Consider the following 26,497-nt stretch of genomic DNA (forward strand, 5'->3'; position numbering starts at 1 on the left):
GCTATCTTAACGAGAATGCGCCTGGGCTCACATCGCCCAGCGTGCGGAACGAAAGCTGAAGCGCGAACGAGGTATCCACCCGGCTCGTCGTCGAGCTGCGCGACTGGTTGGCCGAAAGAACGAACCGGAAGCACTCGTCATCATATGCAAAGCCGATGGAGTTGGTCAGCAGTTTGTTGGCTACGAAGTCGTACGTCGCGGACCCGAATACCTGCCAGAATTCGTGTACCCGCGCAGACGCCGATGCTGTCAGCTGGTGCCGGTTGGCGGCGAAGCCGTAGAGCGGTTGCGCCTGAATGAAGGAGTACGTTCCGCCGACGGACACATCCCCCACGCTCCCCGCCGCTTTCACGTCGATGCGCCGCAAGTCCAGCGTCGTTTCGTCGACGCGCGCTCCCACGGATGCCGCGCTTCCATTCGGTGCCGCGATACCCAGCATGCCGACATAGTCGGAGCGCGAGGTTTCCAGCCCGGAATAAGCGCCTGCATTCACGAGGTCGGGCGCGCCGAACGAATTGACGCCGGCCAGGTGGAACGACTGCCCGACCACGGCGTTTGCGGTCCAGCCGTTTGCGAATATGCCGGAATAGCGCAGCCCGACATTGGCCCGAACGCCGCCCTCGATCCGGTCATAGCCCGAGAACTTGTCGCGCTCGAAAAGTGTGGTCGCGTCGAACACCATGCTCTGCGCGTCTTCGTTGGCGATTCCGGCGCTCGCGACAAACGGTTCGTTGGGCCGCGCGAAAATCTGGCCGATCGGTTCGATCACATGCGAGGAGTTTTCGCTGGTGATGGCAAACGGCCAGCGGACTTCGAGGCCGGCGGTCGCCATGTAACGCAGATATGTGGAGCGGATGTCCGTTGCCACGGCCGCGCCATCTGCTGTCAGCCCGGCGATGGCCGTAGTTGCCGCCGCCGAAAGGTTCTGGAAAATGGCGTCGCCGCGTGCGTGCAGGATGGGGGTGACCACCAGCCCGCCCGGCGTGACGATATTGCGTTTCCACTCCGCCTCCGCCGTCAGGCGGGTCGCGGAGCCCTGAACGCCCGGGATGTTGGTATCGATAATGCCCGGCCGAACCGGCGCCGTCGGCGACGTGGAGAGTGCGCTTCGCCTGACGCTCTGAACATTGATGTCGATATTGATCTCGCCGCCGGCAACGGCCATGTCGGGCGTATAGGAATAATCCAGTATCGGCAGCACCCAGGGCTGCGCCTCGTTGCTTCCAGCAGGTGCGGATTCCTGAACCTGGAAGCGCATCACGCGGAGGTCGAAATTGTTCCTGCCGTTGAGCCCGGTCAGGTAGATCTGATCCCGCTTCACGCTGTCGTTGAAGCCGGCGATGCCATAGGTAGCGGCAAAGTTCTTGTCGCTCTGGACAAGGATATCCCAGCCGAATGCCCAGCGCGGGTTGATCTGGAAGTGGCCTCTGGTGCCGATCATGGCGCGCATCCGCTGCGCCGCGTCCACCGTTCCGGCTGTAAACTGGCTTGGCTGCAGCTGGTAGATACCCGCCACCTTGACGCTGTATTCGCCGTTATTGAAGCGCTGGCGCCACTCCGCTTCGCCCAGGAAGCCCTGTTTCGTGTAACCGTGAAGCGTCGTAGTCAGATCGTAGCTCGGCGACAAAGCCCAGTAATAGGGAATGCTGGCGCCGAAGCCGAGCGTGCTGCTCCATTTCGGTGTCGGAAACAGGAAGCCGGATTTCCGCTTCACCGTATGGTCGGGAATTTCAAACGCCGGGAAAAATGCGATCGGCAGGCCGAACAGCTCCATCGTGGGGCGCACGAAATAGATCGTCTTCTTCTTCTTGTTCCAGATGATCGTTGACGAGCGAATACGCCACAGCGGCGGCTTTTCGGGGTTGTCCTCGCAAGGTTCGCAGGCGGTATAGACGCCGTTGTTGAAACGCGTCACATCTTCGCTCTGCTGTTCCGCGCTTTCCGAGGCGAAATAGGTCTTGTCGGTCGTTTCGATGCGCAACGCGTTGACGAAGCCGGTACGCAGATTGTCGGTGACGTCGATTTCTTCCGCGAAGCTCTTGTTGCCTTCGCGGTCGACCATCTGCACATTGCCGTAGGCAACGAGCCGCTTGCTCTCACGGTAGAAGCTCACCCGCTGTGCGACGAGCCGGATGCCGTTGTAGTCGATCCGTACATTGCCGGCGGCCGTAACCACGCCGGCGTCGTTGTCATAGGTCAGGGTGTCGGCTTCGAGCAGCATCTGCCCGTTGGTTTCGGCAGGCCCGCCAAGGCTCTGGGCGACGGTCGGGGAGGCGGGCGCTACGGCAATGACCGTGCCCGCAACAAGCACAGCCGCCAGCGCACGAAGCGTGCCGGTCGCAAATCGACGTCCGGTGGACGCGATTCCCACTATCCGTCCTCCGTATACAGCAGGAATGTCACCCCAAAGAACAACGCCAAGACCACCGGTACCCACGCAGCGACGGCCGGCGCAATGAATCCCACATTGCCAAACGCAGTCGACACAATCAGTGCGACATAAAGCAGAAAGCCCGCCAGTATTCCACCCAGAATCATGGAAGTCAGCTGCCCCATCCGGCTATAGCGAAGTGTGACCGTCGCGGCCACCAGTGTCATTGCCATCATCAGTGCCGGAAGCGCAATAAGTGAATGAAAATGCATTGCAAACCGGTACGCCGGAATGCCCAGTGCGTTGGCAACGGCAATTTTGCGGGGCAGCTCGTAAACCGGGATTGTCAGGTGGTCCGCAAACCGCTCCTCGACATATTCCGGCCGCAGCTCCGATTTGATCGAAACGGTCGGCACCTGCTCGGCCTGACTGTCGGTGCTCGTCTTGCGCACATTGTTCAGGATCCACGCCCCCTCGCTCAGGGTGGCCGAACGCGCATCGTAGCGAGCGACCAGGTTTCCCTCATTGTCGAAGCGCAGGAACACGGCATCACCGAGCAACATGCCGCGATTGGCCGTCTGTCCGGCACCGATGATGGTCACGCCCTCGTCGGTCGTCTGGCTGAGCCAGGGGCGGTCCGGCGCATCGCTGCTCGGTGTGCCGTAACCCCGGAACGTCGCCTCCAGCACTTTGACCTGCTCGATGCAATAGGCCGAAATCGGATTGAGGATCGCAACCGAAAGGCCGCCCACAACAAGCGAGGCAACGCACAGCGGTGCCAGAAACTGCCAGGCTGAAAGCCCGCTTGCTCGTGCAATCACAAGCTCCGAGCGGCGGTTCAGGCTGTACAGCGCAGCCATGGCGGCGAACAGCGTCACCATCGGCCACACAAGCATGGTGATGAAGGGCAGCCGCATGGCGGAGAAATACATGCCCGACAGGGTCGTATAACCTTCAATGCCGCCGGCACGCCGCGCATATTCGGTGAAATCGACCAGGAAAACGACGACAAGGATCCCGAACAGCACCTGGGCAAGGGTCAGCAGGTAGCGTTTGGTCAGATAGGCCCAAAGGGTGACGCCGGTCATTGTCCGCCCTCGGCATGTGTGGGCTGTCGGCGTGTGAAACGTCCGAGCATGCCCGCCAGGGCCGCAACCAGCGATCCGATCCGCGCGAAAATTTCGATCATGAACTTGGGAAATCTGAGCGAACGGCCGGTGAAGACGAGGGCAAAAAGGGTGGCGATTGCAGCAAGGGGCAGGGCGTAGGCTGCAACTGCGAAGACGGGGCTTACGCCTGCGCGGCTGACGGCAAGGAAACCGCCGACGCGCAGCAGAATCGCCAGCAGCGCACCGAGCGCTATCTGCGCCGGCTGTTCCTGCCGCTGTGTGCGGGCCGCGCCGGCGAAAAACACCGCGATCAGGCCGAAAAGCAGCGGGTACAGCCAGTCGGTATTGCGCCTGTGCAGCTCGGCACTCAGCTCCTGGGCATATTTTGCATCGATGTCGGCCGTGTTCAGCAATGCGATGATGCCTGGTGTGTACAGCTCTTCCGGTTCGCTGCCCGTTCGCGCGCCGGATACGGAAAATTCGGCCAGATCGAGAACCGTCGAGCCGTATGTGATGATCGACACGGCGCCATCGCTGCCGCTGCGCTGGTGTAGCTCGCCGTCGACAAGCGCCAGCAGCACCGCACCTTCATGGTTCAGCAGCTTGCCGCGCTTGGCATAGTAGATCAGCTCTGCTTGCGGATCGCGCGCGTCGATGATCAGCACCTTGCCGAATTCGCCGCCGGGTAGATCCTCCGATACCTGGATCCACATATTTTCCTGGATCTTGGAGAATGTGTGGGATTGCACTGCTTTCCCGATCAGATCGGTCTGCGCGTTCACCAGAGTGTCGCGAAACTGACGGGTGGCCCAGGGTTCCAGCGTATGCAGCACCACCAATGTGGCGAGCGAGGTAAGGAGCGAGAGCATGAGGATGGGCCGTACCGTGCTGAAGGGTGCGCGGCCCGCGGCCTCCAGAACCACCAGTTCCGAATCGGAGTTCATCTGGTTCAGTGTGCGCATGGCGGCAAGCAGCAGCGCAAACGGTGTCACCAGTACAGCCATTGTCGGCATGAGAAGCAGGCCGACGGCCACAAAGCTGCCCATGGCGTCGCGTGACCTTGTCACCATGTCGATGAGCGGCAGCACCTGCGTTATCATGACCAGCGCCGTCGTGACGGCGAGCGTGATCACCGTCATCCAGAACACTTTGCCGAACACGTAACGGGCAGCCAGCGTCATATGTCGCTTGCCGCCGCCGCGCGCAGCGCGTGCGCATTTCGATGTGGATACGCCAACTTCGTCACCAACCGGCCATCCGGCCCTTCCCGAACTCGTCACTATACGCGACAATTACCTAATGATCACCGAATGTTGCTGCCCTTTTTGAGTGTGCGGCGATTCAATCTTCCACACTGTTGCAAATCGGGGCCGGCGAGTCGCGCGCCACGCACCGCCTGCCGGTCACGTTCCTGTGCTTTTGGCAAAGCCGGAATGAAATCCGGCACTGGCCCTTGCCTTCGCTGCCGAAAACACCAAGATCACGCTCGTCCCCGACACCCGAAATCTCTTCCCCTTTGGAGCATTCATGCCGAAATCCGTCGAAATCACGTTCGCCCGGTCCGCAAAACCCGCTGGGGGAGTTGCTGTAGTTCTCGCCGCCGAGGGCGCCAAGCCGGGACCTTCCGCGGAGGCCGTTGACCCGGCCGGCGTTCTCAAAAAGGCTCTCAAGGTTGCGGAATTCAAGGGGAAGGCCCGTACCGCGGTCGACGTGATAGCCCCGTCGGGATCGTCCGCCGACCGTATTGTTGTCGTCGGCCTCGGCAACACGGCAAAGCCGGACCCCGACGCATGGACCCGGCTCGGCGGCGCGATTGCCGGCCGCTTCGGCAAGGCCAGGCGGGCGACGGTCTTTCTCGACGCACCCGACGTTGAAATCGATGCCGCCGCCGTTGCCAGCGTGGCAATGGGCATGGAACTGCGCGCCTATCGCTTCGACCGCTACAAAACCAAAAAGAAGGACGACGGCAACGGCAATGAGCCCGATACCGTCAAGGTGACGATCGTCGCGGCCGCAGCAGCCGCGGCAAAGAAGCTCTGGAGCGAATATGAGGGTATCGCCGGCGGGGTGATGCTGGCGCGCGATCTGGTCAACGAACCGGCCAATATTCTGGGTCCCCTCGAATTCGCGGCCAAGGCCGGTGAGCTGTCGAAGCTCGGCGTCGAGATCGAGGTCTTGACGGAAAAGGAAATGAAAAAGCTCGGCATGGGCGCCCTTCTGGGCGTCGCGCAGGGCTCCACGCGCCCCGCGCGCCTTGTGGTGATGCGCTGGAACGGCGGCAAGGCGAAGTCAAAGCCGATCGCGTTTGTCGGCAAGGGCGTCGTGTTCGACACCGGCGGCAATTCGATCAAACCGGCCGGCGGCATGGAGGATATGAAGGGCGACATGGGCGGTGCGGCCGCCGTCACCGGCTTGATGCATGCGCTCGCGGCGCGCAAGGCCAAGGCCAATGTGATCGGCATTATCGGCCTTGTTGAAAACATGGTCGACGGCAACGCCCAGCGTCCGGGCGACATCGTCACATCCATGTCGGGCCAGACCATCGAGGTTTTGAACACGGATGCCGAGGGCCGCCTCGTTCTGGCCGACGCGCTCACCTATTGCATCGACAAGTACAAGCCTGAATTTGTTGTGAATTTGGCCACGCTGACCGGCGCCATCATGGTCGCGCTCGGCCAGTTCCATGCCGGTCTTTTCTCAAATGACGACACACTGTCGGAACAGCTCACCGAGGCGGGTCTCGCCACGCATGAGCGCGTCTGGCGCATGCCGATGGGCGCCGACTACGACAAGCTGATCGATTCCAAGAACGCCGACATGAAGAACATTGGCGGCCGCTACGGGGGCTCCATTACTGCCGCGCAGTTCCTGCAGCGCTTCGTCGACGAAACGCCATGGGCGCATCTCGATGTCGCTGGCACCGCTATGGGTTCGCCCGCCAACGAGATATCGCAGTCCTGGGCGTCGGGCTTCGGCGTGCGCCTGCTCGACCGGCTGGTGCGCGACTATTACGAGAAATAGACCTTTATGGCCGAGGTGCTGTTCTATCATCTGACGGAATCGACGCTCTACGACGCGCTGCCGGGTCTGCTTGAGCGTTCCGTCGCGCGTGGCTGGAAGGTGGTTGTGCAGGCTGCGAGCGAAGAGCGCCGGGAGGCGCTCGACGGGCACCTGTGGACATTCCGCGACGACAGCTTCCTCGCCCATGGCAGTGACCATGACCCGCACCCCGCGGAGCAGCCGGTTTTCCTGACCACGGGGCAGAACAACCCCAATGGGGCGGCGGTGCGTTTTGTGGTCGATGGAGCGGAGCCGCCGTCGCCGGACGGATATGAAAGGCTGGTGCTGATGTTCGACGGCCATGACCCGGACCAGGTCGAGGCCGCGCGTGGCCAATGGAAAGCGTTCAAGGCCTCGGGCGCAGAGCTGACCTACTGGCAGCAGACGCTTGAAGGGAAATGGGTGAAGAAGGGGTAGGGGCGCGGGGTCATGCCGCACGCCCTGAAACCACGACCGAGGGCATCGGAAGATCCCAGGGAGCGCTCGGGCCGTGATTGGCCTTCACCGTCTCGGCGACAGCCGACCGGATTGCCTTCTCGTTGGCAGGCGGTTGCGGACGCAGGAGCGCTCCGCCGCGCACCGTTCCTTCGATAAAGAAATCAATCGGCGCGTCCGGCTTGGTAACCACCCATCGGCTGTCCACCTCGGTGATGCGAAGATCGCTGAACCCTGCCTCCTCCATTGCAGGGAAGGCCCGGGCAGGGTCGGCGTAGTCTGTCGCGCCAGGTCCGGGAGGAAGTGCGATTTCGGGTGATCCGTGAACGCCAATTGCGTCGAAGACATAAGTGAAGGCCGAACGCACGGTGTCGTGCCAGACCGAGTAGGCAAAGCGCCCTCCCGGTTTCAGAATACGCCGGGCTTCACGCATCGCCGCCGGTGGGTCGGGCACATGCGGCATGCCGAAGCCCATTGTAGCGGCGTCGAACGATGCGTCCTCGAACGGCGTTGCCATTGCGTCGCCTTCGACGAAATCGGCCAGCGGCAAAGCCGAACGCGCGATGCGCAGCATGGCGGGCGAAAAATCGAGCCCGGTCGCCGTGGCTCCGGCGTCGATCAGACCACCTGCGACGATCCCGTGTCCGCAACACAGATCGATAACGTGCATGCCGGGGCCGGCCTTCGTTTCCGAAACGAGATGAGGCACCGCCATTGCCGCTGCACGCGCGAAGTCTCTCGCATAGGCGGCGGCCGTATCCTCATCTGCCCAGCCGCGCCGTTCCAGCGATGCGAAGTCTTCGGCTTCGCTCATGTTCCACTCCCTGCGCCGCCACCCCGGTGGTTCCGGTGTGTGGCTGGCTCCGGGCGGATGATAGCATGATGAAATCGGCGTGCTAGCCGGCGTTCAACGCCACTGCCGCCTTCACCAGCGCCCTGAACGCCTCTTCATCGAGGCTCGCGCCTTCCCGAATATCGATCGAGCGCCGCGTCGCGCCCGTATCCTTGCCGTTGAACACGCCTGAAGGATCGTCCAGCGCGGCCCCTTTGGCAAAGGTCAGCTTCACCTTGTCCTTGTAGGTCTCGCCGGTGCAAATGATCCCGTCATGTTCCCACACCGGAACGCCGGATGGGTTTGTCGGCTTGCGCCATTTCACCGCCTCGACCACGTGAGGGTCTGCTTCGTGGATCAGTGCCCGAACGTTCGCCAGAGCCTCGCCGCGCCAGTCGGTCATCCCTTTGATTTTCGCGGTTATGAGCTCGGAGGGGTTTTCTGAAGTCATCTCAAAATCCTGTACTTACATCTTCTCGCCGGGCAGCGCCGCGGCTTGCTTCACCCAATCAGCAAACCGGGCTTCATCGAATTGCCCCTCGTGAATATCGTAATAACGCACCTGCGGATGCTTTGATTTCCCCTCCGGTACGGGGTCGAGTGACGTTCCACGAAAGAACGTCACTTTCACGTAGTTCGTAAAACAGTGCAGGCTGAGAAACCACAGATCGTCTTCAAGGCCATAGAAGGGCGAGTTCCATTTCACCGCCTTCCTTACGCCCGGAACCGACAGCTCGATGATCCCATCGATCCGCCGACCGAGATCGCTTTTCCACCCTGGCATCGCCGCGATATAGGCCTGCACGGGCTCGTTGCCATAGCCCTTGGCAATCTGCGGATTGCCGCCCGAGAGAAGCTTGGGTTGGTTACTTTTGGATGCCATTGCCGGGAGCCGTACTTATTGCTGTTCGGCGGCGGAACTCCGTCGCACATAGGGCAGCGCGAACATGTAGAGCCCGCTGATCATAAGCAGAAAAAGCGGCGCCAGCGGCAGGAAATAGGCCCATTCGGCCGGCTCGCGGCCCATGCCGAGCATTGCAAATATGCCGGCGACAACCAGCGTGAATATGATCGACAGCCAGCGGTGCAGCTGCCGGACCCATTTGGTCCAGCTCATTTGTCTCTCCATGGGTTTGACGGTCGTCAGTCCATTCGGTTCAGCACCGCGTCCAGAGCTTCCAGGAAACGCGGCCAGTTGGTCGTTGCGCCGCTGTAATAGGCCTCCTGGTGCGGCTCGAATCCGGTCTGCACCATGCGCAGCACCGTGCCGTTCTCGGTTGGAGTCAGTGTCCAGGTGACAACGCTCTCAAGGTCCTTGGTGTTCCAGCTGTAGGACAGCTTTTTCGCCGGCTCGGATTCCAGCACCTGTCCCTCGACCGCGCCCCAATTCGCACTGAGGTTAAAACGGCTTCCCGCATCGGGTCTGAAATCGTTTTTCATCAGCCATTCCTCGATCAGGTGCGGTTGGGTCAATGCGCGCCAGATCTTCTCTGGCGGGTGCGGAAACTCCCGCTCGACAATCACGGAGCGTGTTTCATGCGGTCCAGTCACTGGTCCATCCTGTTGAGCAGGTCTTCAAGGTCGTCGAACCTGCCTTCCCAGAAGATGCCATAGCGGCTCATCCAGCCGGCAAGCGGAGCCAGCGCCTCGCGGTTGGCGCTGTAATGCGTCTGCCTGCCGTCGGGCCGGTCGCGCACCAACCCCGCCGATTTCAGCACGGTCAGGTGTTTCGACACCGCCGGCTGCGAAATGCCCGCTTGTTCCGTCAGCATGCGTACGGTCTGTTCGCCACTCCTTGCGAGACGTTCGTAGATCGCGCGCCGTGTCGGGTCGGCGAGCGAGCGGAATATCATGTCGGTCCGGCCGTCCATTCAATTGATAACCCGTTGGCTATTGATCAATCCAATAACCATTCGGCTATGAATGGTCAAGCCAGCCGAATTCGCCGCCACTTGCCGCAACGGCCCTTGCGCCCGCGCTTCTGCTCCGCCATTAACCGCGCGCCATGTTGACCATCTCAAATCTTTCCCTGCGCGTTGCCGGCCGTCTTCTCATCGAAGAAGCGAGCCTGTCGCTGCCTGCCGGCGCCAAGGCCGGTCTCGTCGGACGCAACGGAACCGGCAAGACAACGCTGTTTCGTGCCATCACGGGCGAGCTCGCGCCCGAAAAAGGCGAGATCAACTTCCCGAAGAACACGCGCATCGGTCAGGTCGCGCAGGAGGCGCCCGGCACCGACGAAGCTCTGATCGACATCGTGCTCGCCGCCGACACCGAGCGGGCGGCGCTGCTTGCCGAAGCCGAGACGGCGAAGGATGCGCACCGCATCGCCGAAATCCAGACCCGGCTTGCCGATATCGATGCGCACTCGGCCGAGGCCCGCGCCGCAACCATCCTGGCCGGCCTTGGCTTCGACCAGCAGGCGCAGCAGCGGCCGGCATCGAGCTTCTCCGGCGGCTGGCGCATGCGTGTTGCGCTTGCTTCGGTGCTGTTCGCCCAGCCCGATCTGCTGCTGCTCGACGAGCCGACCAACTATCTCGATCTGGAAGGCACGCTGTGGCTGGAAAACTATCTCGGCAACTACCCGCACACCGTGCTTCTGATCAGCCACGACCGTGACCTGCTCAACCGCACGGTGACCTCGATTGCGCATCTGGACCGCAAGAAGCTGACCTTGTGGCGCGGCGGTTACGACCAGTTCGAACGCCAGCGTGCCGAAAAGATGGAGCTGCTTGAAAGGACCCGGGTGAAGCAGGAAGCCGCGCGCAAGCACATGCAGTCCTTCGTCGACCGCTTCCGCTACAAGGCCTCCAAGGCGCGCCAGGCGCAGTCGCGGTTGAAGGCGCTGGAAAAGCTGCAGCCGGTGGAATCGATGCTCGACGGGTCGGTGACGCCGTTCCGGTTTCCCGAGCCTGAAAAGACCGTGGCATCTCCGATCGTCGCGCTGGAAGGCGGTTCGGTCGGTTATGCGCCGGGCAAGCCGGTCCTGTCGAAGCTGACACTGCGTATCGATGCCGATGACCGCATTGCGCTGATGGGCGCCAACGGCAACGGCAAATCGACCTTCGCCAAGCTTCTGTCGGCGCGCCTCAAGCTCGAAGGTGGTCGCATGACCATTGCGCCTGGCCTGAAGGTCGCGATGTTCGCGCAGCACCAGCTCGACGATCTGCGGCCGGAGGAAAACGCCTATGAGCATGTGCGGCGCCTGATGCCGGAAGCGCCGGAGGCGAGGGTTCGTTCGCGCGTTGCGCAGTTCGGCCTTGCGACGGAAAAGATGTCGACGCCTGCAAAGGACCTGTCGGGCGGCGAAAAGGCGCGGCTTCTGATGGGGCTGGCGGTTTTCGACGGGCCGAACCTGTTCATCCTCGACGAACCGACCAACCATCTCGACATCGATTCGCGCGCAGCCCTCATCCAGGCGCTGAATGAGTTTCCGGGTGCCGTGATCCTGATCAGCCACGACCGCCACCTGATCGAGGCCACCGCCGACCGGCTGTGGCTGGTCAAGGATGGCGCGGTTGCGCCCTTCGATGGCGATCTGTCGGACTATCGCCGCATAGTCACCGGCCAGTCTGCGGACCGGCGCGAAAAGCGCGAGGCCGACAAGGCGTCGAAGGCTGAGCGCAGGCGCGAGGCGGCGCAGCGCCGGGCGGTACTTGAGCCGCTCGCCAAGGAGATCAAGGCGACGGAAGGGCTGCTCGAGCGTACCCGCCAGCGTTTGGACGCAATCGAGGATCAGCTTGCCGACCCGGCTCTTTATCAGAAGGATCCAAAGGCGATGACGCAGCTTTCCAAGGAGCGCGCCGACCTCGCCGCCACGCTGGCGCGCCATGAGGAGCGCTGGCTGGAACTCTCCTCCCGTTATGAGGAAGGCATCGCACAATGACCATTCGGGTTGAGAAGAAAGGCGCTGTTACTGTCGTCACCATCGACAGGCCCGAGGCACGCAATGCGGTCAACCCGGAAATGGCCGATGCCTTGTTCCGCGCATTCATCGATTTCGACCGTGACGACGAGGCCCGTGTCGCCATCCTGACCGGCGTGCCTGGCGCCTTCTGCGCCGGCTTCGACCTCAAGGCCGCGGCCTCCGGCGGTCTCGGCGACAGCTGGTTTGCCGATCACGATCTGGATGCCGGCTTCGACGGCAGCAACGACCGCCCGCGCAAGGGTCCGATGGGGCCGACCAGGCTGACATTGTCGAAACCGGTCATCGCAGCAGTTTCAGGCCCTGCGGTCGCCGGCGGCATGGAACTTGCGCTGTGGTGCGACATGAGGGTGTTGGAGCGTTCGGCCTATATGGGTGTCTATTGCCGCCGCTGGGGCGTGCCGCTGATCGACGGCGGCACGGTAAGGCTTCCACGCATTGTCGGTCACGGCCGCGCCATGGATCTCATCCTGACCGGCCGCAAGGTTGAGGCGGAGGAATGCCTTTCGATCGGCCTCGCCAACCGGCTGTGCGATGACGGCGCAGCACTGGAGACTGCGCTGGAGCTGGCCAATGAGCTGGCGCGCTTTCCGCAGGGCTGCATGCGTGCCGACCGCATGTCGGCGATCCGTCAGTGGTCGCTCGATATTGAGCCGGCGCTTGTCAAGGAGTGGAACAGCGCCGCCGTTTTCGAGAGCGAAGGTGTGACGGGCGCGGCCCGCTTCAGTTCCGGCAAGGGCAGGGGCGGCGATTTCGGCGAGATCTGATCCCGCGAAATCTACTTGCTGCGGCCCCAGCGAGGCGGCGGCGGGCTCGAATTCGGGTTTTCGGGCCGCTTGCGGCGGAACAGCGAGGCGACAAAGCCGAGCAGGCCCAGCGCCATCAGAATAAAGCCGGCGGGTATTGCACGCGGATCGAGGTCGAACGCGCCGGCATTGACGATCAGGTCGACGCTGTTGAAGCGGTCGACGCCGGCAATGCCGGGGCCGAATTCGAACACATACTGGTCGTGATCCACGCTGTGCAGCCGCTCGGCTTCCATGCGATAGCCTGTTTCGCCGCTTTGCGGATTGATTGTGCGGACATCCGCTTCGGCGAAATGCATCACGACCGAGGTCACATATTCGCCGTCGCCGGTCACGTTCATGGTCAGAAGCGGCTTGGTATCGCTGCGGATCAGCGCCCCGTCGGCACGAAGATCGACGCTGACCGAAACCGGTGCCTCGGGCGAGGCGAGCGTCACTTCTGCCGGCGTGAAGCCGTTGCCGCGTTCGAAAACCCGCCAGGTTCCGATCTCGTAGCCTGAAACGTTCGATGCCGCCCAGGGATAGGCAATGCCCAGGCCGGCGCCGATCAGGATCATGAGCAGGAAGACAAACCGCATGCGGCTGCTTTTGCATGGCTTCGTGGCGCCTGTCCACTGCTCGGAGCCACAGCTCCCACACGAAGAAGGCGGCCCTGAAGCCGCCTTCCCAGACCTTTTGCGATGAACCTAGCGCATGGCCGATTGCTGCATCAGGCGGCACATGGCGACCAGATTGCGATCATAGGAGTACGGGTTCGACGTGACTTCGATGCATCTGGTGCGGAAGCGCCGGACATCGGCACTTGAAAGCCGCGAGAACACGCTGCCGGGCGTGAAGCTGTTGTTGCCCGTCGCCCCGCCGCCGCCCGTTGGCCCGCCAGGTATACCGGGTGTTCCGATGCTGACATTGAGCCCGCCGCCGTTGCCGACACTGACATTGGCCGTCGTGCCGCCAAGACCGGCCGTCGCATTGGCGCTGATCCCGCCGCCGCCGACATTGGCGCCGGCGCTTGCGCCAAAGCCTCCACCGCCACCGACGGAAGCGCTGACCCCCGCACCGCCGCCGCCGACACTTGCGCCGACCGAGGCGCTGACGCCCCCGTCTCCGCCGATATTGGCGCTCACAGAAGGATCACCCGAGCCGAGCCCGCCAATGCTTACGCCGCCAAGTCCACCTAGGCCGATGTCCTGCGCATGGGATGATGCGCCCAGCAACAGGCTTACGCCGAAAGCGGCTGCAGTCTTGGCCAAAAAAGCTGTATGTTTACGCATAACAATGCCTCGCTTTTCTTCCCCGTCGAATATCAATTCTCAGTTGAAGTTATTAACGCGATCATAAATGTCAGCATTATTTACTCATATTGAAAGTTGAGATGAAGTAGATTTAGCATTCAACCGTAACGGTAATCAGGTTGTAGAATCTTTATGTATGTACATAAAATGGAGTAGGCGAGTAATATTAACTTGTTGAGTCCAATAGAATATTTAGTTGCTTTTGGTAACTTGTTTGGTTTGATATGTTGGATAACGGAATGTCCGTGCGTAGGTTCGCACGCGGAAAATCACATCTGCGTTATTCGTCTACGCCGAAGGTTGCTTCGCTAGGAATTTTCCAAGCCGGCCGTGCGTTGGCTCAATTTAGAATGGCTTCAGTTTCGGTGGGCGGGCGCTGAAAGAGAGGCCAGCAGGTTGCCGGATATGTCACCGCTGGCGGCGTCCGAGCCGCTATACCGAGCGCCGCTCGATCGCTTTCAGGGACGAATGCCGCCTCATGCGACCACCAAAGCCCCGACGTTGGTTCCGTCAGGCGAATTGCCGGCCGGCCTCGCTGCGCTGGAAGTAGATCAGGTCGAGCGAAGGCGCGGCCTTGCCGAGCACTGTAAGCACCATATGCGCGTGCCCGCGGTGATGCGTCTGATGATTGAAGAAGTGCGCCAACGCTGGTGCAAGGCGCTGCGACACGGTGCGCATGTCCGTGACTGTCATGTAGGTGAAGCGCCCTGCAAGGGCGGGTTCATCAAGCGAGTCGACCCAGGCAACTATTCGCGCGTCTTCCGTGTCCCGGGCCGCCTTCAGCTTGCCGAGTTCTGCAAATAATGTCGCATCGAGCTGCGATGGCGCGTCGCCTTCTCCGGTAAAGCGCTTCAGCCAAATGCGGTCCGCCACCAATACGTGGTTCAGGGTTCCGTGCATGGAATGGAAGAACGCGCCGGTTTCCTTCCGGTATTCTTCGTCGCTCAGCGCCTCTGCCGCATCGTAGATAAGCGCATTGGCCCACTTGTTGTACGCCGCCATCATTGCAAAATGCTGTTTCATCGATGCTCCCGAACGGAATGCTTCGCGCCGGGTGGCTGACTATCATGCAGGAGGGGGATATCCAATGACGATTAGATTGTACGAACTTGTCGGCGCCGACCCGCGGCGCCCGTTCAGCCCGCATTGCTGGAAAGTGTCCTGGGCGCTGGCGCATAAGGGCCTGGAGTTCGAAACGGTGCCGGTTCCCTTCACCGGCGTTCCCGGCATCGAGAGCGGCGCGGCAAGGACCGTACCGATCATTCGCGATGGCGACCGGCTGGTGGTCGATTCCTTCGATATCGCGCTCTATCTGGAAGAGGCCTATCCCGACCGGCCGTCACTGTTTAACGGCGAGGGCGGCATTGCGCTGTCGCGCTTCGTCGAACGCTGGACGCAGATCACGATCCACGGCTTCCTTGGAGGTGCTGTACTGCATGACATTCACGAATGCCTCGCGCCGGTCGACCAGGCTTACTTCCGTGAAAGCAGGGAAAAGCGCATGGGCGGGCGGCTGGAAGATATTCAGGCCGGGCGCGACGATCGCCGTGAGGTTTTCCGCAAATCGCTGGAGCCGCTGCGCAAGATGCTCGACGTTCAGCCATATCTCGGCGGGCAGGGGCCGTTGTTTGCGGATTACATCGTTGCCGGTGCGTTCCAGTGGGCCCGTGTGGTTTCGGCTTATGAACCGCTCGCGGCAGGCGACCCCATTGCCGCGTGGTTCGGCCGCATACTCGATCTTCATGACGGTCTGGGCAGGCGCGTGGCAGCCGCCGCATAAAGCCGGCTCGGGCGCGCTGCGCGTCTGCGGAGGCCACGCGACCCCTTCACATCGCTGGCGGCCCCGTCTATAGACCGCGCCGACTCCCCTCCAATTTGACAAGATGAAGGAATTCAGATGGCCGTCGAGCGTACGTTTTCGATGATCAAGCCGGACGCGACCCGGCGCAACCTGACCGGTGCGATCACCAAGGTGTTTGAAGAGAACGGCCTCCGCGTCGTCGCCTCCAAGCGCGTCCACATGAGCCGCGCGCAGGCCGAGGGTTTTTATGCCGTCCACAACGGCAAGCCGTTTTTCGACGAGCTGGTCTCGTTCATGACCTCTGGCCCCACTGTTGTGCAGGTGCTCGAGGGCGAGAACGCCATCCTGAAGAACCGCGAGATCATGGGCGCAACCAACCCGGAAAAGGCCGATCCCGGCACCATCCGCAAGGAATTTGCAGTGTCTTTCACTGAAAATTCGGTTCACGGCTCCGATGCGCCTGAGACGGCCGCGGAGGAAATCCGCTACTGGTTCGCCGAGACCGAAATCGTCGGCTAAGCCGATTGTGCTTCCCGGCCGGCGTCAGCCAGCAGTGGCGCCGCCGGCCGGTTATTTGTCTTGCGCACATGTGCCTTGAAGTCGGCATCCGGCATCGCCTTGGCGTAGCGCCACCCCTGATATGCTTCGCAGCCATTGTCCTTCAGGAATTGTTCCTGCGAGGCGGTCTCCACCTGTTCGGCAACGGCGCTGAGGCCTAGCGTCCTGGTCATTCCCAGAATGGTCCGGATCAGCGCCCTGTCGCTGTCCTTTCCTTCGATGTCGGCGACGAAACTGCCGTCGATTTTGACCTCATCGAACGGCAGCCGCTTCAGATGATTCAAGGACGAATTGCCGCTGCCGAAATCGTCGAGCGACAGTCTGATGCCGAGCGCCTTCAGCTCATGCATGCGCCGCGCAACCACCTGGTTGTTCCGGCTGGCAACATGTTCGGTGATTTCGATGGTCAGCATCGAGCCTGGGACGCCATGCGCTTTCAGGAGCTGACCGAGTTCAGGCACGAACCGCTCGTTGGTGAAGGCGTGGGCGCTGGCGTTGATCGCAAGGCGAAGTCCCGCAAGCTGGCTGTCGCCGGCCCAGCCCGCCAGCGACGAGATACCCTTCTCGAAGACGATCATCGCCAGTTCGCTGGCCATGCCGAACTGGTCGGCCAGCGGCACGAACCGCGCCGGCAGTACAATGCCGAGTTCAGGATGGTTCCATCTCAATAGCGCTTCGGCCGCGGTAACCTGGCCGCCGGCGTCGACCAGCGGCTGGAAATGGAGTTCCAGCTCGTCGCCGCCGCGGGCAATCGTTGCCCGCAGATCGGCCAGAAGCCGGTAGCGTTCGGTGGCTTTGTTGAGCGAAGCGGGGTCGAAAATCGCCAGGCTGTCGCGGCCTGAGGCTTTCGCCTCATACATGGCGATATCGGCCCGTTTGAGTATTTCGTCGGCCTTTTCCTCCTGCCCGTCGAATATGACGACGCCCACACTGGCGGAAGAACGGTAGGAGAGGTCGCCCATCTCGAAACGCTGGCGCAGGGCGCTGTTGATCCGGTTCGCCGTGTTGATGGCCTGCCGTGCGGCCGTGGCATCGTCGCCACCGCCATGTTCGATCAACACCACGAACTCGTCGCCGCCGATGCGTGCCACCGTGTCGTTCTCGCCAGCGCAATCGCGCAGGCGCCTGGCCACCTCGACCAGATACTGGTCGCCGACGTCATGGCCCTGGGTGTCGTTGAGCGTCTTGAAATTGTCGAGGTCGACAAACAGCAGTGCCGCGCGCTGGTTCTCCTTGCGGCACGCAGCAATGGCATTCGTCATTTCTTCGAAGAACAGGCGGCGGTTGGGCAGCTCCGTCAACGCGTCGTAATAGGCGAGTTTCTCGACCTCGAGGTCGCTCTTCTTGCGCTGTGAGATATCCGACATATAGCCATGCCAGACGACCTCGCTGCCGCGGAATTCCGGCGTCGCGGAAACGCGCAGCCATTTGTGATCGCCGCCGCGGGTGACGAAACGATGCTCGATTTCCCATGGGCTCTGGCGCCCCCAGGCGTCTCCGAGAGATTGCCGGTAGGCTTCTCGGTCGGCCTCGGGTACGCATGCCATGAAGATATCGGGGTTCTCGATGGCCTCGGCAACGGGGATGCCCGTCACGCGCTCATAACCGGGGCTGAGATAGGTCACCACGATCGAGCGGTCGGGTTTCATGCTGTACTGGAAAAGCGCGCCAGGCACTTCGCGCATGAGCTTGCGGAACTGTTCCTCGAGCCGCAGCCGTTCGACGGTCTCCGTGATCTCGCGCACCGAGCCTTCGTAGAACAGCGCCTTGTTGGTTCGCTTGTCACGCACCAGACGCGCGGATTCCGTGATCCAGATCCGCTCCCGTGTTTTGTGCCGGTAAATCTCCGACACAAAATCCTTCACCACGCCGTCGCGGTTCAGGATGGTTCGAAAATCGTCACGCCGGGTCGGGTCGACATACCACTCCTTGGCGATGTCATTCACCGAGGCAAGCAGCTCTGCTTCCGAACCGTAGCCGTTCAGTTTCACGAGGGCCTGGTTGGCCCGTATCTGCCGTCCGTCCAGGCTCGAGCGGTAGACGCCCTCGGAGAGCGTATCGATCGCTTCTCCGATCTGCTCGCTTTCGGCGCGGGCCGAATAATAGAGGCGGCGGTAACGCAGCATCCACAGCGCCAGCAGCACCGACAGAATGACGTTGGCGGTGACCAGCCACTGATGGCTCGCGGCCAATCCGGTAATGGCGCTGATCGTCGTGTTCATGGCCCCCAGCACTGCGCAAGCATCGAACGAGGCTATCAGCAGGGACTTGCAATTTCGCTAATGGGGGAACGTGACCTGCTGAGGTTAACGCTGCGTTACCCTCAGTCGCGGTCCCAGCGCGAAAGCGCCCGTTCGTCTGCTTCCTTGGCATCGACCCAGCTGCCTTCGGTACCGTCAGAACGGTGTTCCTTCTTCCAGAAGGGCGCGCGCGATTTCAGGAAGTCCATCATGAACTCCGCCGCCGAGAAGGCTGCATGCCGGTGCCGCGACGCAGCCACCACCAGCACGATCTGCTCACCAATGCCGATTTTCCCGTGCCGGTGGATGACCGTCAATGCCGTCACCGGCCAGCGTTTTGCCGCCGCGTCGGCAATACGGCCGATTTCGGCTTCCGCCATGCCGGGATAGTGTTCTATCTCAAGCGCATGAAGCGTGCCGGCTTCATCCCGGCAAAGGCCGCTGAAGGTCACAACCGCGCCGACATCGCTGTCGCCGCCCGAAATTGCGGCCATTTCGTCTGCCGTATCGAACGGCTCGCTTTGAATGCGCACCGTGACACGGCAACTCACGCGCCTAGCCTCCGGTCATAGGTGGAAACAGCCCGATTTCGCGCGCCCCCGCAATGCGCTCGTCATGGCGGACATGTTCCTGATTGATCGCGACGCGGATGGCCTCGGGGTATTTCAGCGCTTCGGCATATTCCTCGCCGCGCGTTTTCAGCCATTCGAGAAGTTCGCGCACCGTCGCCACGCCGGCAGGCGGTGTGACGTCCTCTTCGGCGACGCCGATGCGTTCGCGGACCCAGGCGAAATAAACCAGCTTCATGCCTAATCCATGATGTGCTTCAGGCCGGCCCGGAAATAATCATAGCCTGTGTAAAGCGTTATGATGGCCGAAACCCACAAAAGCACGATGCCTGTTTCTGTCGCATAACCGATGACCTTGTCGCCCGCCGGCCCGGCGATCAGGAAACCGACCGCGACCAGTTGCACCGTCGTCTTCCACTTTGCCAGCCGCGTCACCGGAACCGAAACCTTGAGCTGGGCGAGGTATTCGCGCAGGCCCGACACCAGGATTTCCCTGCACAGGATGATGATTGCCGCCCACAGCGACCATCCGGCGATCGTCCCGTCGGCCGCCATCAGCAGAAGCGCTGCCGCAACCAGCAGCTTGTCGGCAATCGGGTCGAGCATCTTGCCGATATTGGACGTCTGCTTCCAGATACGGGCGAGGTAGCCGTCGAGGAAATCCGTCAGGCTGGCGACGATGAAGATGCCAAGCGCCGTCCACCGCGCGGGGTCGCTGCTTTGCAGCCGCCCCTCGAGGAAAAAACACAACACCACCATAGGCACCGCCAGAATGCGGGCATAAGTCAGCAGGTTGGGAATGCTGAAGGCCGGCGGCAGCCGGTTTACGTCGCTACTCCGTGCGCTCAATCGGAGTTCTCCATTCTGGCACCGCAAAGGCGCTTGTCGCGAGATAGGGCTGCGATTGTTGCCGTGCAACAGTTTGCGATCAAGCCCCGGACTCATGGAAATGATTGTATATCAGCCGCGCCATCGCTTCCGAAATACCGTCGACACCCGCCAGGTCCTCCACCGCCGCCCGGCTGACCGCTTTCGCGGTCCCGAAATGGTGCAGCAGCGCCCGTTTGCGCCCCGGCCCGATGCCGGCAATTTCGTCCAGCGGGTTGCGGGTGAGTTCCTTCTTGCGCCGCGCCCTGTGCGAGCCGATGGCGAAACGGTGCGCTTCGTCGCGCAGGCGCTGGATGAAATAAAGCAGCGGGTCGCGTACCGGTAGCGAGAAGGAATCGCGGCCCTCCATGAAAAACCGTTCCCGCCCGGCTTCCCGGTCGGCACCCTTTGCGACGCCGATCGCGGTCACCTTGTCCGCGATGCCGAGATCCTCCAGTACCTGCTTGACCGACGACATTTGCCCCTTGCCGCCGTCGATCAGGATGAGGTCTGGCCAGGCCGGCGTATCGGCGCGGGAAGGATTGTCGTCATCCTCGTCCTCCGGCGAGCTCGGTTTCTCGCCCGGAATGCCGTGTTCCTTGATCAGCCGCGAAAAACGCCGCTGCATCACTTCGCGCATCATTCCGAAATCGTCGCCGGGCGTAATGTCGTCGGAGCGGATGTTGAACTTGCGGTACTGGCCTTTCACGAAACCTTCCGGCCCTGCCACGATCATCGCGCCCACCGCGTTCGAACCCATGATGTGCGAGTTGTCGTAGACCTCGATGCGCCGCGGCGGCTGCGCAAGCCCGAATGTTTCCGCTAGCCCCTTGAGCAGCCGCGCCTGCGACGAGGTTTCGGCCAGCCGCCGCCCGAGCGCCTCGCGCGCGTTCTGCAGGGCATTGCCGGTCAGCTGCTTCTTTTCGCCCCGCTGCGGCACGGTCAGCGACACCCGGCGCCCGGCGCGCGTGGAAAGCGCCTCGGCGAGCAACGCCTGCTCGTCCACCGCGTGCGACAGCAGAATTGTGCGCGGGCAGGGTTTGTCGTCGTAGAACTGGGTCAGGAACGCACCCAGCACTTCGGATGCGCCAAGCGCCGGGTCGGCTTTGGGAAAATAGGCGCGGTTGCCCCAGTTCTGGCCGGTGCGGAAGAAAAACACCTCGATGCAGGTCTGGCCGCCTTCCTGATGGATGGCGAACACATCGGCTTCCTCCACCGATTGCGGATTGATGCCCTGATGGCTCTGCACATGCGAAAGCGCGGCCAGCCGGTCGCGGTAGATCGCCGCCCGTTCGAAATCGAGCTCTTCGGAGGCGTCCTGCATGGCGCGCGAGATCTGCGCCTTGATGCTGGATGAGCGGCCGGACAGGAAGTCCTTGGCCTCGCGCACCAGCTCGGCATATTCGGCCTCGGTCACCTCGCCCGTGCAGGGGCCGGCACAGCGTTTGATCTGGTAGAGCAGGCAGGGGCGGGTGCGGCTTTCAAACACAGAATCGGTGCAGGTGCGCAGCAGAAACGCGCGCTGCAGCGAATTGATCGTGCGCCCCACCGCCATAGCGGATGCAAACGGCCCGTAATAGTCGCCCTTGCGGCTGCGTGCGCCGCGGTGCTTGAAGATACCGGGTGCGGCGTGGTCGCCGGTCATGAGGATGTAGGGGAACGACTTGTCGTCCCGCATGAGCACATTAAATCGCGGACGCAAGCGCTTGATAAGGTTGGCTTCAAGCAGCAAAGCCTCGGTTTCGGTGCGGGTGACGACGAACTCCATGCCGGCCGTCTCACGCACCATGCGGCCGATCCGGTCGGTATGGAACCGCCCCTGGGCATAGGCGGTCACCCGCTTCTTGAGGCTGCGTGCCTTGCCGACGTAAAGCACGTCTCCCGCCGGGTTCAGCATGCGGTAGACGCCGGGCTGGTTCGGCAGCTGTTTGACCAGCGCCTGAATGACCTCTGCTCCCGTCGCGACTTGTCTCCCGTCGACACCGATGCCGGACCAGTCGACCGAGGCAAGCAGTTCGCGAACGTTGGTTTCGTTTGCCTCGGTCTCGCCGTCATCGTCTTCGGCGTCGTCGCCGGGCAAATAGCCGGCCATGTCGCCAGCCGCCGGGTCGCGTTTGGGAATGGGTGGATTTCCGGCAGTCATTCCACGCCCGTGACGTCGTGCGTCTCCCAGGCCAGGTGCTGGCCGCCGTCGATGGCGATCAGCTGGCCGGTCACGGATTTCGCCTCCCACAGATAGAGGATCGTGCGGCCGAACTCGTCCAGCGCGGGTCCATGGCCGAGAATGACCGCCTCGGCCTGTTGCCGGAAGTCGTCATCGGTCTGGCGCGCGTTCTTCATGGTCGGTCCCGGTCCGAGCGCGTTGACGCGCACGCGCGGCGCAAGCCCCTGCGCCATGGTCTGCGTTGCGGCCCACAAGGCGCTTTTCGAGAGCGTGTAGGAAAAGAACCGCGGGTTGAGCCGCCAAACGCGCTGGTCGATCACATTCACCGCAAGCCCGTCGCTGCCATCCGGCAGAGCCGTGGCAAAGCGGCTGGTCAAAGCAACCGGCGCTTTCAGGTGGATGTCGAAATGTCTGTCCCATCTCTCCCAGTCGGGTCGGTCGGGACTGTCGGGCTCGAATGCCGAGGCGTTGTTGACGAGCAGCCGCAGCGGTCCGAGTTTCGCCGCAACATCTTCAATCAGTGCGTTGCAAACCTCCAGCGCCGTCAGGTCGGCCTGGAAAACGGCGGCCTTGCCGCCGGCATCGGTGATTTCGGCGGCAAGTTTTGCGGCTTCGCCGGCGGACGAGCGATAGTGGATCGCTACGGCAAACCCGGCACTGGCCAGGTCGCGTGCGATCGCAGCGCCGATACGCTTCGCGCCGCCCGTTACCAAGGCAACTTCGCCGTGTGCTTTCATGCCCTTCCGGTCCGTCATACCAGCGACACCACGTAGATTGTGTAGATCGCCAGCATCGCGGCACCGATCCATTTGCCAGCCGTGAACCTGCCGAAGCCGAGCGCTGCAACGGCCGCCGCCGCGCCCAGCATCACCCACATATCCACCGAAATGAGGTGCTGGTCCACGGCAACAGGCGCGATCAGCGCGGTCAGCCCCATGATCCCAAGAATGTTGAAGATATTCGAGCCGACGACGTTTCCGAGCGCAATCGCGGTGCTGCCCCGGTAGGCGGCGACAACGGTGGTCGCTAGCTCCGGCAGCGATGTTCCGACAGCGATCACCGTCAGGCCGATCACGGTATCGGGTACGTTGAAGGCTTCGGCAATGCCGATCCCGCCATTGACGGTGAGCTGGGCTGCGACAGGCAGGCCGATCAGTCCGCCGACGAGGAGCCCCGCCACGCGAAGTTTGTCGTGATGTGCCGGTTCGGGTGAATGCCCGTTCGCGGCGGCTTTGCGCGCCATCCACACCTGCCAGGCGACAAATCCGACAATCGACACGAACAGCAGCAGACCCTCCAGGCGCCCGATCATGCCGTTTGACAGCAGCAGCATGAAGACAAGCGTGGCCGCGACCATCACGGTGATGTTGCGGCGCAGTCCAGAGCCGTCGGGGCGGATCGGCTTGATCAGCGCGGGCACGCCGATCACCAACAGCACATTGGCGATGTTCGACCCGACAATATTGCCCAGCGCGATGCCCGGCGAGCCGGAAAGCGCGGCCTGAACCGAGATCAGCAGTTCGGGCAGCGAGGTGCCCGCAGATACGACGGTCAGGCCGATGAGCAGCTGCGAAATGCCGAGATTCTCCGCTGCCTGCACTGCCCCGCGTACCAGAAGATCGCCGGACAGAACGAGCAGGGCGAGGCCGGCTGCGAGCAAGATGAGGCTGATGATCATGAGACCCGAAAGAAGTGATGTTTCCGTCATATAACAACGCGCGGTCGCATATCCAACGTGCGCCCGGCCAATAAGCTGTCTGGCCTGTCAGCAGATATGTTGCCGATCTGCAACGTCAAATTTGCGCCTCAAATCCGCCGGCGAAACTCCAGATTTCGGGTGTGCTTCCGCCGTATTCGCGAACCACATTCGCCATCGGTTGTCCGGCTGGGCTTTTCCAACGCCTGGACCGGGTTGGGGGTTTGTTTCTCGTACCTGAACCAAGGAGAAGGACAGATGAGAGCCAGAATGAATCACAGCCGCGTTGCGGCCCTGGCGCTCGGCGCGGCAATGCTTGCGGGCATTGCACCTGTGCATGCGGCAGACGTTATTTATGAAGAACCGCCGGCACCGCAGCCGTCGCCGATCGAAAACGCCCCTGTGGCCAGCTGGATCGGCCCGTATCTCGGTGTCTACAGCGGCTACGGCTTCGGCGGCCAGACGCAGGGCGCCACCGGCGGCAATATCTCGACCAACGGTTGGCTGTTCGGCGGTTTCGCCGGCTACAATATGCAGAGCGGCCGTATCGTCTACGGTCTCGAAGGCGATATCGGCTACAACGGCATGAACGGCGGCAACGGCACGACCTATTCGCGCCAGGGGCTCGAGGGCTCGCTGCGGGCGCGTCTGGGTTATTCGCCGGACGACGCGATCCTGCTTTATGCCACTGCCGGTGGCGCGGCCGCCGCGCAGCGTATCTATGACGCTGCCGGTACTGCGCGCGGTACGGTGATCGGCTGGACTGCCGGTGCGGGTATGGATGCCAAGCTGACGGACAATGTCTTCGGTCGTGTCGAATACCGCTACACCGATTTCGGTTCGACCACCCTCAACACCGGCTCGGGACCGCAGACCGTTTCGCCGCAGAACCATCGCGTTCTCATTGGCGCCGGTCTGAAATTCTGATCCCGCCAGTTCATTCGACAACTGAAAAAGCCGGCCCCCAGGGCCGGCTTTTTTGCATGCGTCAGGATGAGCGGGGCAAAAATGCGGTCAGCTCCGGAAACTTGTCGTCGAAGCGTTTGGCCCAGCGTGTGAGCTTGGAGCGGCCGCGTTCCCATTTGCCTTCGAAGCGCAGCGAGGCATAGGCAAGGCAGGCGCGTAGCGCGATATGGCCTGCGGTGATCTTCTTCGGCAGCTTGGGCGGCGTGTCGTTCAGAATGTCCAGGCCGCGCATTGCCTTGCCCCATTGCAGGTCGAGCCAGCTTTGCTGCCACATTTCCTCGGGCCGGTAGCGCCGTTCATAGACATGCGCCAGAAGCGCGTCGCAGATGCCGTCCGCCAGCGCTTCCAGCCGCTCCGCCTCTGTGCGCTTGGCGGCATTGCGCGGAAACAGCGCATTGCGGGAGATACGGTTCAGATACTGCGTGATCGCACGGCTGTCATAGATGCTCTCGCCCTCATCCGTAATGAATACCGGGATCTTGCCGAGCGGATTGTCGGCCAGGAAATCGGCGCTCGGCTGGTCGGTGACCGTTATCGCCGACTCAAAGTCGATGCCGGCATATTTGGCCGACATGCGCACCTTGGCGCTGTAGGGAGAGGGGGGCGAGCATCTGATCTTGGGCATCTCGGTACCTTCGCTGGAGTTGGATGAGCGCTTCAGGGAGCGCTGGGCACATAAAGGTTGCTGGCTCTGCAGCCGCGCGCATCGACTTCGGAACAGCTGCGAAACTCGAGCTGCTTGGTGAGACAGATGCGAACTTCGGTCAGGCGGCCGGACTTGCAGCTTACTGCTATCCCCTCCGGCGGCAGGCCGGGATTGGCGCTGATAAAAGCCGATTCCACCGCATCTGCCGAAATGCGCGACGGGTCCAGCGCGTTGTCGAGTTCAGGCGGGATCGCGACCCGCTCATATGCCTCGCGGGTCGCTTCCAGATAGGCGGCCTGCGTCAGCCCGGTGCAGCTGCCGTGTTTGCGCCACTGATGTCCCACCAGCCCGGCCGACGGCATGATGTCGATGATCGCGCCCACCAATGCGTTCGGCACGCGCTCCGGCTCGCTGCTTGAGCAGAATTCGGGGTAGCCGCTGGCATATTGCGGCCACAGGCCATGAGCGATGAACGCGTAATCCCGGTCGATGCCGCACTGGCGGCGGTTGGCGTTGAGCCCCTGTTCGGCGCAATAGCTCGGCGACCACGACAGCGAAATCACGTAAAAGTCGAAGCCGCTGCCCTGTGCGGCTACCGGCTTGTCCTGGCTCGCCGCAGCGCCATGCCACAGCAGCAGGCTGGCCAGTGCCAGCGCCGGTCTGGAAAAGAGGTGCATCTTGTTCGTGAGACCTAGTGGAGCACCCTGCAGCGCCCGCCATAGACATGCCAGCGGTCGAAGCCCGCGACGCAGAACTCCACATTCGAGCCGATACCGACGAAACCCATGCGGCTTTCGATCAGGTACCACATGTTGCGCCGCCGCCCGTCGGAGAGGTCGGCCGTGCCCCGGCAATAGCGCCGCGCAATCGGGTGACGGTCGTCGGAAGGCCTGTAGCGCGACTGGCCAAGCCGGCTGTAGCCTACGATCTCCACCTGCGGCAGACCGGGCACATGGCGTACCTGATGCCGGAACCGGTGCGAAATTTTTGTCAGCACGCGCTCGTCGGCGCAGGCGCCGGGATCCGAGGCATCGACCCCGTGAACATAGTCCGCAGCCTGTGCGCCCCAGGAGATCGAGCCCAGCAGGCAAGCTGCAATCGCCATTTTGATCGACGGTCTCATGAGGCCTCCGCTGCGTTGAGGCCGCCACTGTGAGGAATGG

General features: G+C 62.3%; 29 protein-coding genes. 7 read left to right on the forward strand and 22 right to left on the reverse strand.

The genetic code is table 11. From position 1 onward, the window contains the following. Position 1: 1 nt before the first annotated feature. Genes EP165_RS16205 through EP165_RS16215 form a run of 3 tightly spaced genes read right to left on the reverse strand, consistent with a single transcriptional unit; the run spans position 2 to position 4,661 of the window. Positions 2 to 2,371 carry an LPS-assembly protein LptD gene (locus EP165_RS16205; RefSeq protein WP_245440184.1) on the reverse strand — a complete coding sequence of 790 codons (2,370 nt, stop codon included), beginning with the start codon at positions 2,369 to 2,371 and terminating at the stop codon, positions 2 to 4. After that, on the reverse strand, positions 2,371 to 3,459 hold the full coding sequence (gene lptG, locus EP165_RS16210) for an LPS export ABC transporter permease LptG (protein ID WP_127523885.1): 1,089 nt from the start codon (positions 3,457 to 3,459) through the stop codon (positions 2,371 to 2,373). Before lptG ends, EP165_RS16205 begins: the two co-directional genes overlap by 1 nt. Continuing rightward, on the reverse strand, positions 3,456 to 4,661 hold the full coding sequence (locus EP165_RS16215) for an LptF/LptG family permease (RefSeq protein WP_127523886.1): 1,206 nt from the start codon (positions 4,659 to 4,661) through the stop codon (positions 3,456 to 3,458). The genes lptG and EP165_RS16215 overlap by 4 nt, the downstream gene beginning before the upstream one ends. 346 nt (positions 4,662 to 5,007) lie before the next feature. Between EP165_RS16215 and EP165_RS16220 the strand changes: the two genes are divergently transcribed. Next, a complete protein-coding gene (locus tag EP165_RS16220) occupies positions 5,008 to 6,501 on the forward strand; it encodes a leucyl aminopeptidase (protein ID WP_127523887.1) in 1,494 nt (497 codons plus the stop codon). 6 nt (positions 6,502 to 6,507) lie between these two features. After that, positions 6,508 to 6,957, forward strand: a complete 450-nt coding sequence (locus EP165_RS16225; protein ID WP_127523888.1) for a DNA polymerase III subunit chi — start codon at positions 6,508 to 6,510, stop codon at positions 6,955 to 6,957. A 10-nt stretch (positions 6,958 to 6,967) separates the two neighbouring features. Here the strand turns inward: EP165_RS16225 and EP165_RS16230 are convergent, their stop codons facing one another. From EP165_RS16230 to EP165_RS16255, 6 genes are all read right to left on the reverse strand, one after another. Further along, positions 6,968 to 7,789: a methyltransferase domain-containing protein gene (locus tag EP165_RS16230; RefSeq protein WP_127523889.1), complete on the reverse strand. Its 822-nt coding sequence runs from the start codon at positions 7,787 to 7,789 to the stop codon at positions 6,968 to 6,970. An 82-nt stretch (positions 7,790 to 7,871) separates the two neighbouring features. Then, positions 7,872 to 8,258: a DUF1801 domain-containing protein gene (locus EP165_RS16235; protein WP_127523890.1), complete on the reverse strand. Its 387-nt coding sequence runs from the start codon at positions 8,256 to 8,258 to the stop codon at positions 7,872 to 7,874. Positions 8,259 to 8,273: 15 nt separating this feature from the next. Further along, entirely contained in the window at positions 8,274 to 8,690 is a 417-nt protein-coding gene (locus EP165_RS16240; RefSeq protein WP_127523891.1) for a DUF1801 domain-containing protein, read from the reverse strand. Between the two features lie 15 nt (positions 8,691 to 8,705). Further along, positions 8,706 to 8,924, reverse strand: a complete 219-nt coding sequence (locus EP165_RS16245) for a hypothetical protein (RefSeq protein ID WP_127523892.1) — start codon at positions 8,922 to 8,924, stop codon at positions 8,706 to 8,708. A gap of 26 nt (positions 8,925 to 8,950) precedes the next feature. After that, the gene (locus EP165_RS16250) at positions 8,951 to 9,358 is read right to left on the reverse strand and encodes an SRPBCC family protein (RefSeq protein WP_127523893.1); all 408 of its coding nucleotides are present in this window, start codon (positions 9,356 to 9,358) and stop codon (positions 8,951 to 8,953) included. Then, positions 9,355 to 9,678, reverse strand: coding sequence for an ArsR/SmtB family transcription factor (locus tag EP165_RS16255; protein WP_127523894.1), 324 nt, complete (start codon positions 9,676 to 9,678; stop codon positions 9,355 to 9,357). Before EP165_RS16255 ends, EP165_RS16250 begins: the two co-directional genes overlap by 4 nt. Before the next feature lie 134 nt (positions 9,679 to 9,812). On the opposite strand from EP165_RS16255, the gene EP165_RS16260 reads away from it, so the two are divergent. Further along, positions 9,813 to 11,690: an ABC-F family ATP-binding cassette domain-containing protein gene (locus EP165_RS16260; RefSeq protein WP_127523895.1), complete on the forward strand. Its 1,878-nt coding sequence runs from the start codon at positions 9,813 to 9,815 to the stop codon at positions 11,688 to 11,690. After that, on the forward strand, positions 11,687 to 12,496 hold the full coding sequence (locus tag EP165_RS16265; protein WP_127523896.1) for a crotonase/enoyl-CoA hydratase family protein: 810 nt from the start codon (positions 11,687 to 11,689) through the stop codon (positions 12,494 to 12,496). Before EP165_RS16260 ends, EP165_RS16265 begins: the two co-directional genes overlap by 4 nt. Positions 12,497 to 12,507: 11 nt before the next feature. Here EP165_RS16265 and EP165_RS16270 read toward each other — a convergent pair whose 3' ends face one another. The 3 genes from EP165_RS16270 to EP165_RS16280 all read right to left on the reverse strand — a co-directional run bounded on the left by EP165_RS16270 (position 12,508) and on the right by EP165_RS16280 (position 14,850). After that, complete coding sequence (locus EP165_RS16270; protein ID WP_127523897.1) at positions 12,508 to 13,113, reverse strand: hypothetical protein; 606 nt, start codon at positions 13,111 to 13,113, stop codon at positions 12,508 to 12,510. Positions 13,114 to 13,221: 108 nt separating this feature from the next. Next, positions 13,222 to 13,806: a hypothetical protein gene (locus EP165_RS16275; RefSeq protein ID WP_127523898.1), complete on the reverse strand. Its 585-nt coding sequence runs from the start codon at positions 13,804 to 13,806 to the stop codon at positions 13,222 to 13,224. Positions 13,807 to 14,337: 531 nt separating this feature from the next. Continuing rightward, complete coding sequence (locus EP165_RS16280) at positions 14,338 to 14,850, reverse strand: DinB family protein (protein ID WP_127523899.1); 513 nt, start codon at positions 14,848 to 14,850, stop codon at positions 14,338 to 14,340. 64 nt (positions 14,851 to 14,914) lie between these two features. Between EP165_RS16280 and EP165_RS16285 the strand changes: the two genes are divergently transcribed. After that, positions 14,915 to 15,607 carry a glutathione S-transferase family protein gene (locus EP165_RS16285; RefSeq protein ID WP_127523900.1) on the forward strand — a complete coding sequence of 231 codons (693 nt, stop codon included), beginning with the start codon at positions 14,915 to 14,917 and terminating at the stop codon, positions 15,605 to 15,607. Positions 15,608 to 15,724: 117 nt separating this feature from the next. After that, positions 15,725 to 16,147 (forward strand): nucleoside-diphosphate kinase, encoded by a 423-nt coding sequence (gene ndk / locus EP165_RS16290; RefSeq protein ID WP_127523901.1) that lies wholly within the window; start codon positions 15,725 to 15,727, stop codon positions 16,145 to 16,147. Here ndk and EP165_RS16295 read toward each other — a convergent pair. The 7 genes from EP165_RS16295 to EP165_RS16325 form a co-directional block, all read right to left on the reverse strand. Further along, positions 16,144 to 18,408 carry a putative bifunctional diguanylate cyclase/phosphodiesterase gene (locus tag EP165_RS16295; protein ID WP_127523902.1) on the reverse strand — a complete coding sequence of 755 codons (2,265 nt, stop codon included), beginning with the start codon at positions 18,406 to 18,408 and terminating at the stop codon, positions 16,144 to 16,146. The two genes, ndk and EP165_RS16295, sit on opposite strands and share 4 nt — an antisense overlap. A 101-nt stretch (positions 18,409 to 18,509) precedes the next feature. Further along, positions 18,510 to 18,977 (reverse strand): molybdenum cofactor biosynthesis protein MoaE, encoded by a 468-nt coding sequence (locus tag EP165_RS16300; protein ID WP_281040020.1) that lies wholly within the window; start codon positions 18,975 to 18,977, stop codon positions 18,510 to 18,512. Positions 18,978 to 18,981: 4 nt separating this feature from the next. Next, positions 18,982 to 19,233, reverse strand: a complete 252-nt coding sequence (gene moaD / locus EP165_RS16305; protein ID WP_127523903.1) for a molybdopterin converting factor subunit 1 — start codon at positions 19,231 to 19,233, stop codon at positions 18,982 to 18,984. Positions 19,234 to 19,235: 2 nt separating this feature from the next. Beyond that, positions 19,236 to 19,814: a CDP-diacylglycerol--glycerol-3-phosphate 3-phosphatidyltransferase gene (gene pgsA / locus EP165_RS16310; protein WP_245440197.1), complete on the reverse strand. Its 579-nt coding sequence runs from the start codon at positions 19,812 to 19,814 to the stop codon at positions 19,236 to 19,238. Positions 19,815 to 19,923: 109 nt separating this feature from the next. Beyond that, positions 19,924 to 22,005, reverse strand: a complete 2,082-nt coding sequence (gene uvrC / locus EP165_RS16315) for an excinuclease ABC subunit UvrC (RefSeq protein WP_245440185.1) — start codon at positions 22,003 to 22,005, stop codon at positions 19,924 to 19,926. Beyond that, on the reverse strand, positions 22,002 to 22,763 hold the full coding sequence (locus tag EP165_RS16320; protein ID WP_127524030.1) for an SDR family oxidoreductase: 762 nt from the start codon (positions 22,761 to 22,763) through the stop codon (positions 22,002 to 22,004). The genes uvrC and EP165_RS16320 overlap by 4 nt, the downstream gene beginning before the upstream one ends. 14 nt (positions 22,764 to 22,777) lie before the next feature. Further along, positions 22,778 to 23,734: a calcium/sodium antiporter gene (locus EP165_RS16325; protein ID WP_245440186.1), complete on the reverse strand. Its 957-nt coding sequence runs from the start codon at positions 23,732 to 23,734 to the stop codon at positions 22,778 to 22,780. 246 nt (positions 23,735 to 23,980) lie between these two features. Between EP165_RS16325 and EP165_RS16330 the strand changes: the two genes are divergently transcribed. Continuing rightward, entirely contained in the window at positions 23,981 to 24,649 is a 669-nt protein-coding gene (locus tag EP165_RS16330; protein WP_127523905.1) for an outer membrane protein, read from the forward strand. A gap of 61 nt (positions 24,650 to 24,710) precedes the next feature. Here EP165_RS16330 and EP165_RS16335 read toward each other — a convergent pair whose 3' ends face one another. Genes EP165_RS16335 through EP165_RS16345 form a run of 3 tightly spaced genes read right to left on the reverse strand, consistent with a single transcriptional unit; the run spans position 24,711 to position 26,457 of the window. Further along, positions 24,711 to 25,313, reverse strand: coding sequence for a glutathione S-transferase family protein (locus EP165_RS16335; RefSeq protein ID WP_127523906.1), 603 nt, complete (start codon positions 25,311 to 25,313; stop codon positions 24,711 to 24,713). A gap of 32 nt (positions 25,314 to 25,345) precedes the next feature. Next, positions 25,346 to 26,011: a ribonuclease T2 family protein gene (locus EP165_RS16340; protein ID WP_127523907.1), complete on the reverse strand. Its 666-nt coding sequence runs from the start codon at positions 26,009 to 26,011 to the stop codon at positions 25,346 to 25,348. 14 nt (positions 26,012 to 26,025) lie between these two features. Further along, entirely contained in the window at positions 26,026 to 26,457 is a 432-nt protein-coding gene (locus EP165_RS16345; protein WP_127523908.1) for a hypothetical protein, read from the reverse strand. Positions 26,458 to 26,497: the final 40 nt, after the last annotated feature.

Source organism: Mesorhizobium sp. Z1-4 (genome assembly GCF_004000235.1).
In the GTDB taxonomy this organism is placed as follows: domain Bacteria; phylum Pseudomonadota; class Alphaproteobacteria; order Rhizobiales; family Rhizobiaceae; genus RCIO01.

What these genes read in the sequence shown, in the direction of transcription:
- lptG (WP_127523885.1), bottom strand. Translation starts at nt 3,459, where the DNA reads ATGACCGGCGTCACCCTTTGGGCCTATCTGACCAAACGCTACCTGCTG.
- EP165_RS16215 (WP_127523886.1), bottom strand. Translation starts at nt 4,661, where the DNA reads ATGACGCTGGCTGCCCGTTACGTGTTCGGCAAAGTGTTCTGGATGACG.
- EP165_RS16220 (WP_127523887.1), top strand. Translation starts at nt 5,008, where the DNA reads ATGCCGAAATCCGTCGAAATCACGTTCGCCCGGTCCGCAAAACCCGCT.
- EP165_RS16225 (WP_127523888.1), top strand. Translation starts at nt 6,508, where the DNA reads ATGGCCGAGGTGCTGTTCTATCATCTGACGGAATCGACGCTCTACGAC.
- EP165_RS16230 (WP_127523889.1), bottom strand. Translation starts at nt 7,789, where the DNA reads ATGAGCGAAGCCGAAGACTTCGCATCGCTGGAACGGCGCGGCTGGGCA.
- EP165_RS16235 (WP_127523890.1), bottom strand. Translation starts at nt 8,258, where the DNA reads ATGACTTCAGAAAACCCCTCCGAGCTCATAACCGCGAAAATCAAAGGG.
- EP165_RS16240 (WP_127523891.1), bottom strand. Translation starts at nt 8,690, where the DNA reads ATGGCATCCAAAAGTAACCAACCCAAGCTTCTCTCGGGCGGCAATCCG.
- EP165_RS16245 (WP_127523892.1), bottom strand. Translation starts at nt 8,924, where the DNA reads ATGAGCTGGACCAAATGGGTCCGGCAGCTGCACCGCTGGCTGTCGATC.
- EP165_RS16255 (WP_127523894.1), bottom strand. Translation starts at nt 9,678, where the DNA reads ATGGACGGCCGGACCGACATGATATTCCGCTCGCTCGCCGACCCGACA.
- EP165_RS16260 (WP_127523895.1), top strand. Translation starts at nt 9,813, where the DNA reads ATGTTGACCATCTCAAATCTTTCCCTGCGCGTTGCCGGCCGTCTTCTC.
- EP165_RS16265 (WP_127523896.1), top strand. Translation starts at nt 11,687, where the DNA reads ATGACCATTCGGGTTGAGAAGAAAGGCGCTGTTACTGTCGTCACCATC.
- EP165_RS16270 (WP_127523897.1), bottom strand. Translation starts at nt 13,113, where the DNA reads ATGCGGTTTGTCTTCCTGCTCATGATCCTGATCGGCGCCGGCCTGGGC.
- EP165_RS16275 (WP_127523898.1), bottom strand. Translation starts at nt 13,806, where the DNA reads ATGCGTAAACATACAGCTTTTTTGGCCAAGACTGCAGCCGCTTTCGGC.
- EP165_RS16280 (WP_127523899.1), bottom strand. Translation starts at nt 14,850, where the DNA reads ATGAAACAGCATTTTGCAATGATGGCGGCGTACAACAAGTGGGCCAAT.
- EP165_RS16285 (WP_127523900.1), top strand. Translation starts at nt 14,915, where the DNA reads ATGACGATTAGATTGTACGAACTTGTCGGCGCCGACCCGCGGCGCCCG.
- ndk (WP_127523901.1), top strand. Translation starts at nt 15,725, where the DNA reads ATGGCCGTCGAGCGTACGTTTTCGATGATCAAGCCGGACGCGACCCGG.
- EP165_RS16295 (WP_127523902.1), bottom strand. Translation starts at nt 18,408, where the DNA reads ATGAACACGACGATCAGCGCCATTACCGGATTGGCCGCGAGCCATCAG.
- moaD (WP_127523903.1), bottom strand. Translation starts at nt 19,233, where the DNA reads ATGAAGCTGGTTTATTTCGCCTGGGTCCGCGAACGCATCGGCGTCGCC.
- uvrC (WP_245440185.1), bottom strand. Translation starts at nt 22,005, where the DNA reads ATGACTGCCGGAAATCCACCCATTCCCAAACGCGACCCGGCGGCTGGC.
- EP165_RS16320 (WP_127524030.1), bottom strand. Translation starts at nt 22,763, where the DNA reads ATGAAAGCACACGGCGAAGTTGCCTTGGTAACGGGCGGCGCGAAGCGT.
- EP165_RS16325 (WP_245440186.1), bottom strand. Translation starts at nt 23,734, where the DNA reads ATGACGGAAACATCACTTCTTTCGGGTCTCATGATCATCAGCCTCATC.
- EP165_RS16330 (WP_127523905.1), top strand. Translation starts at nt 23,981, where the DNA reads ATGAGAGCCAGAATGAATCACAGCCGCGTTGCGGCCCTGGCGCTCGGC.
- EP165_RS16335 (WP_127523906.1), bottom strand. Translation starts at nt 25,313, where the DNA reads ATGCCCAAGATCAGATGCTCGCCCCCCTCTCCCTACAGCGCCAAGGTG.
- EP165_RS16340 (WP_127523907.1), bottom strand. Translation starts at nt 26,011, where the DNA reads ATGCACCTCTTTTCCAGACCGGCGCTGGCACTGGCCAGCCTGCTGCTG.
- EP165_RS16345 (WP_127523908.1), bottom strand. Translation starts at nt 26,457, where the DNA reads ATGAGACCGTCGATCAAAATGGCGATTGCAGCTTGCCTGCTGGGCTCG.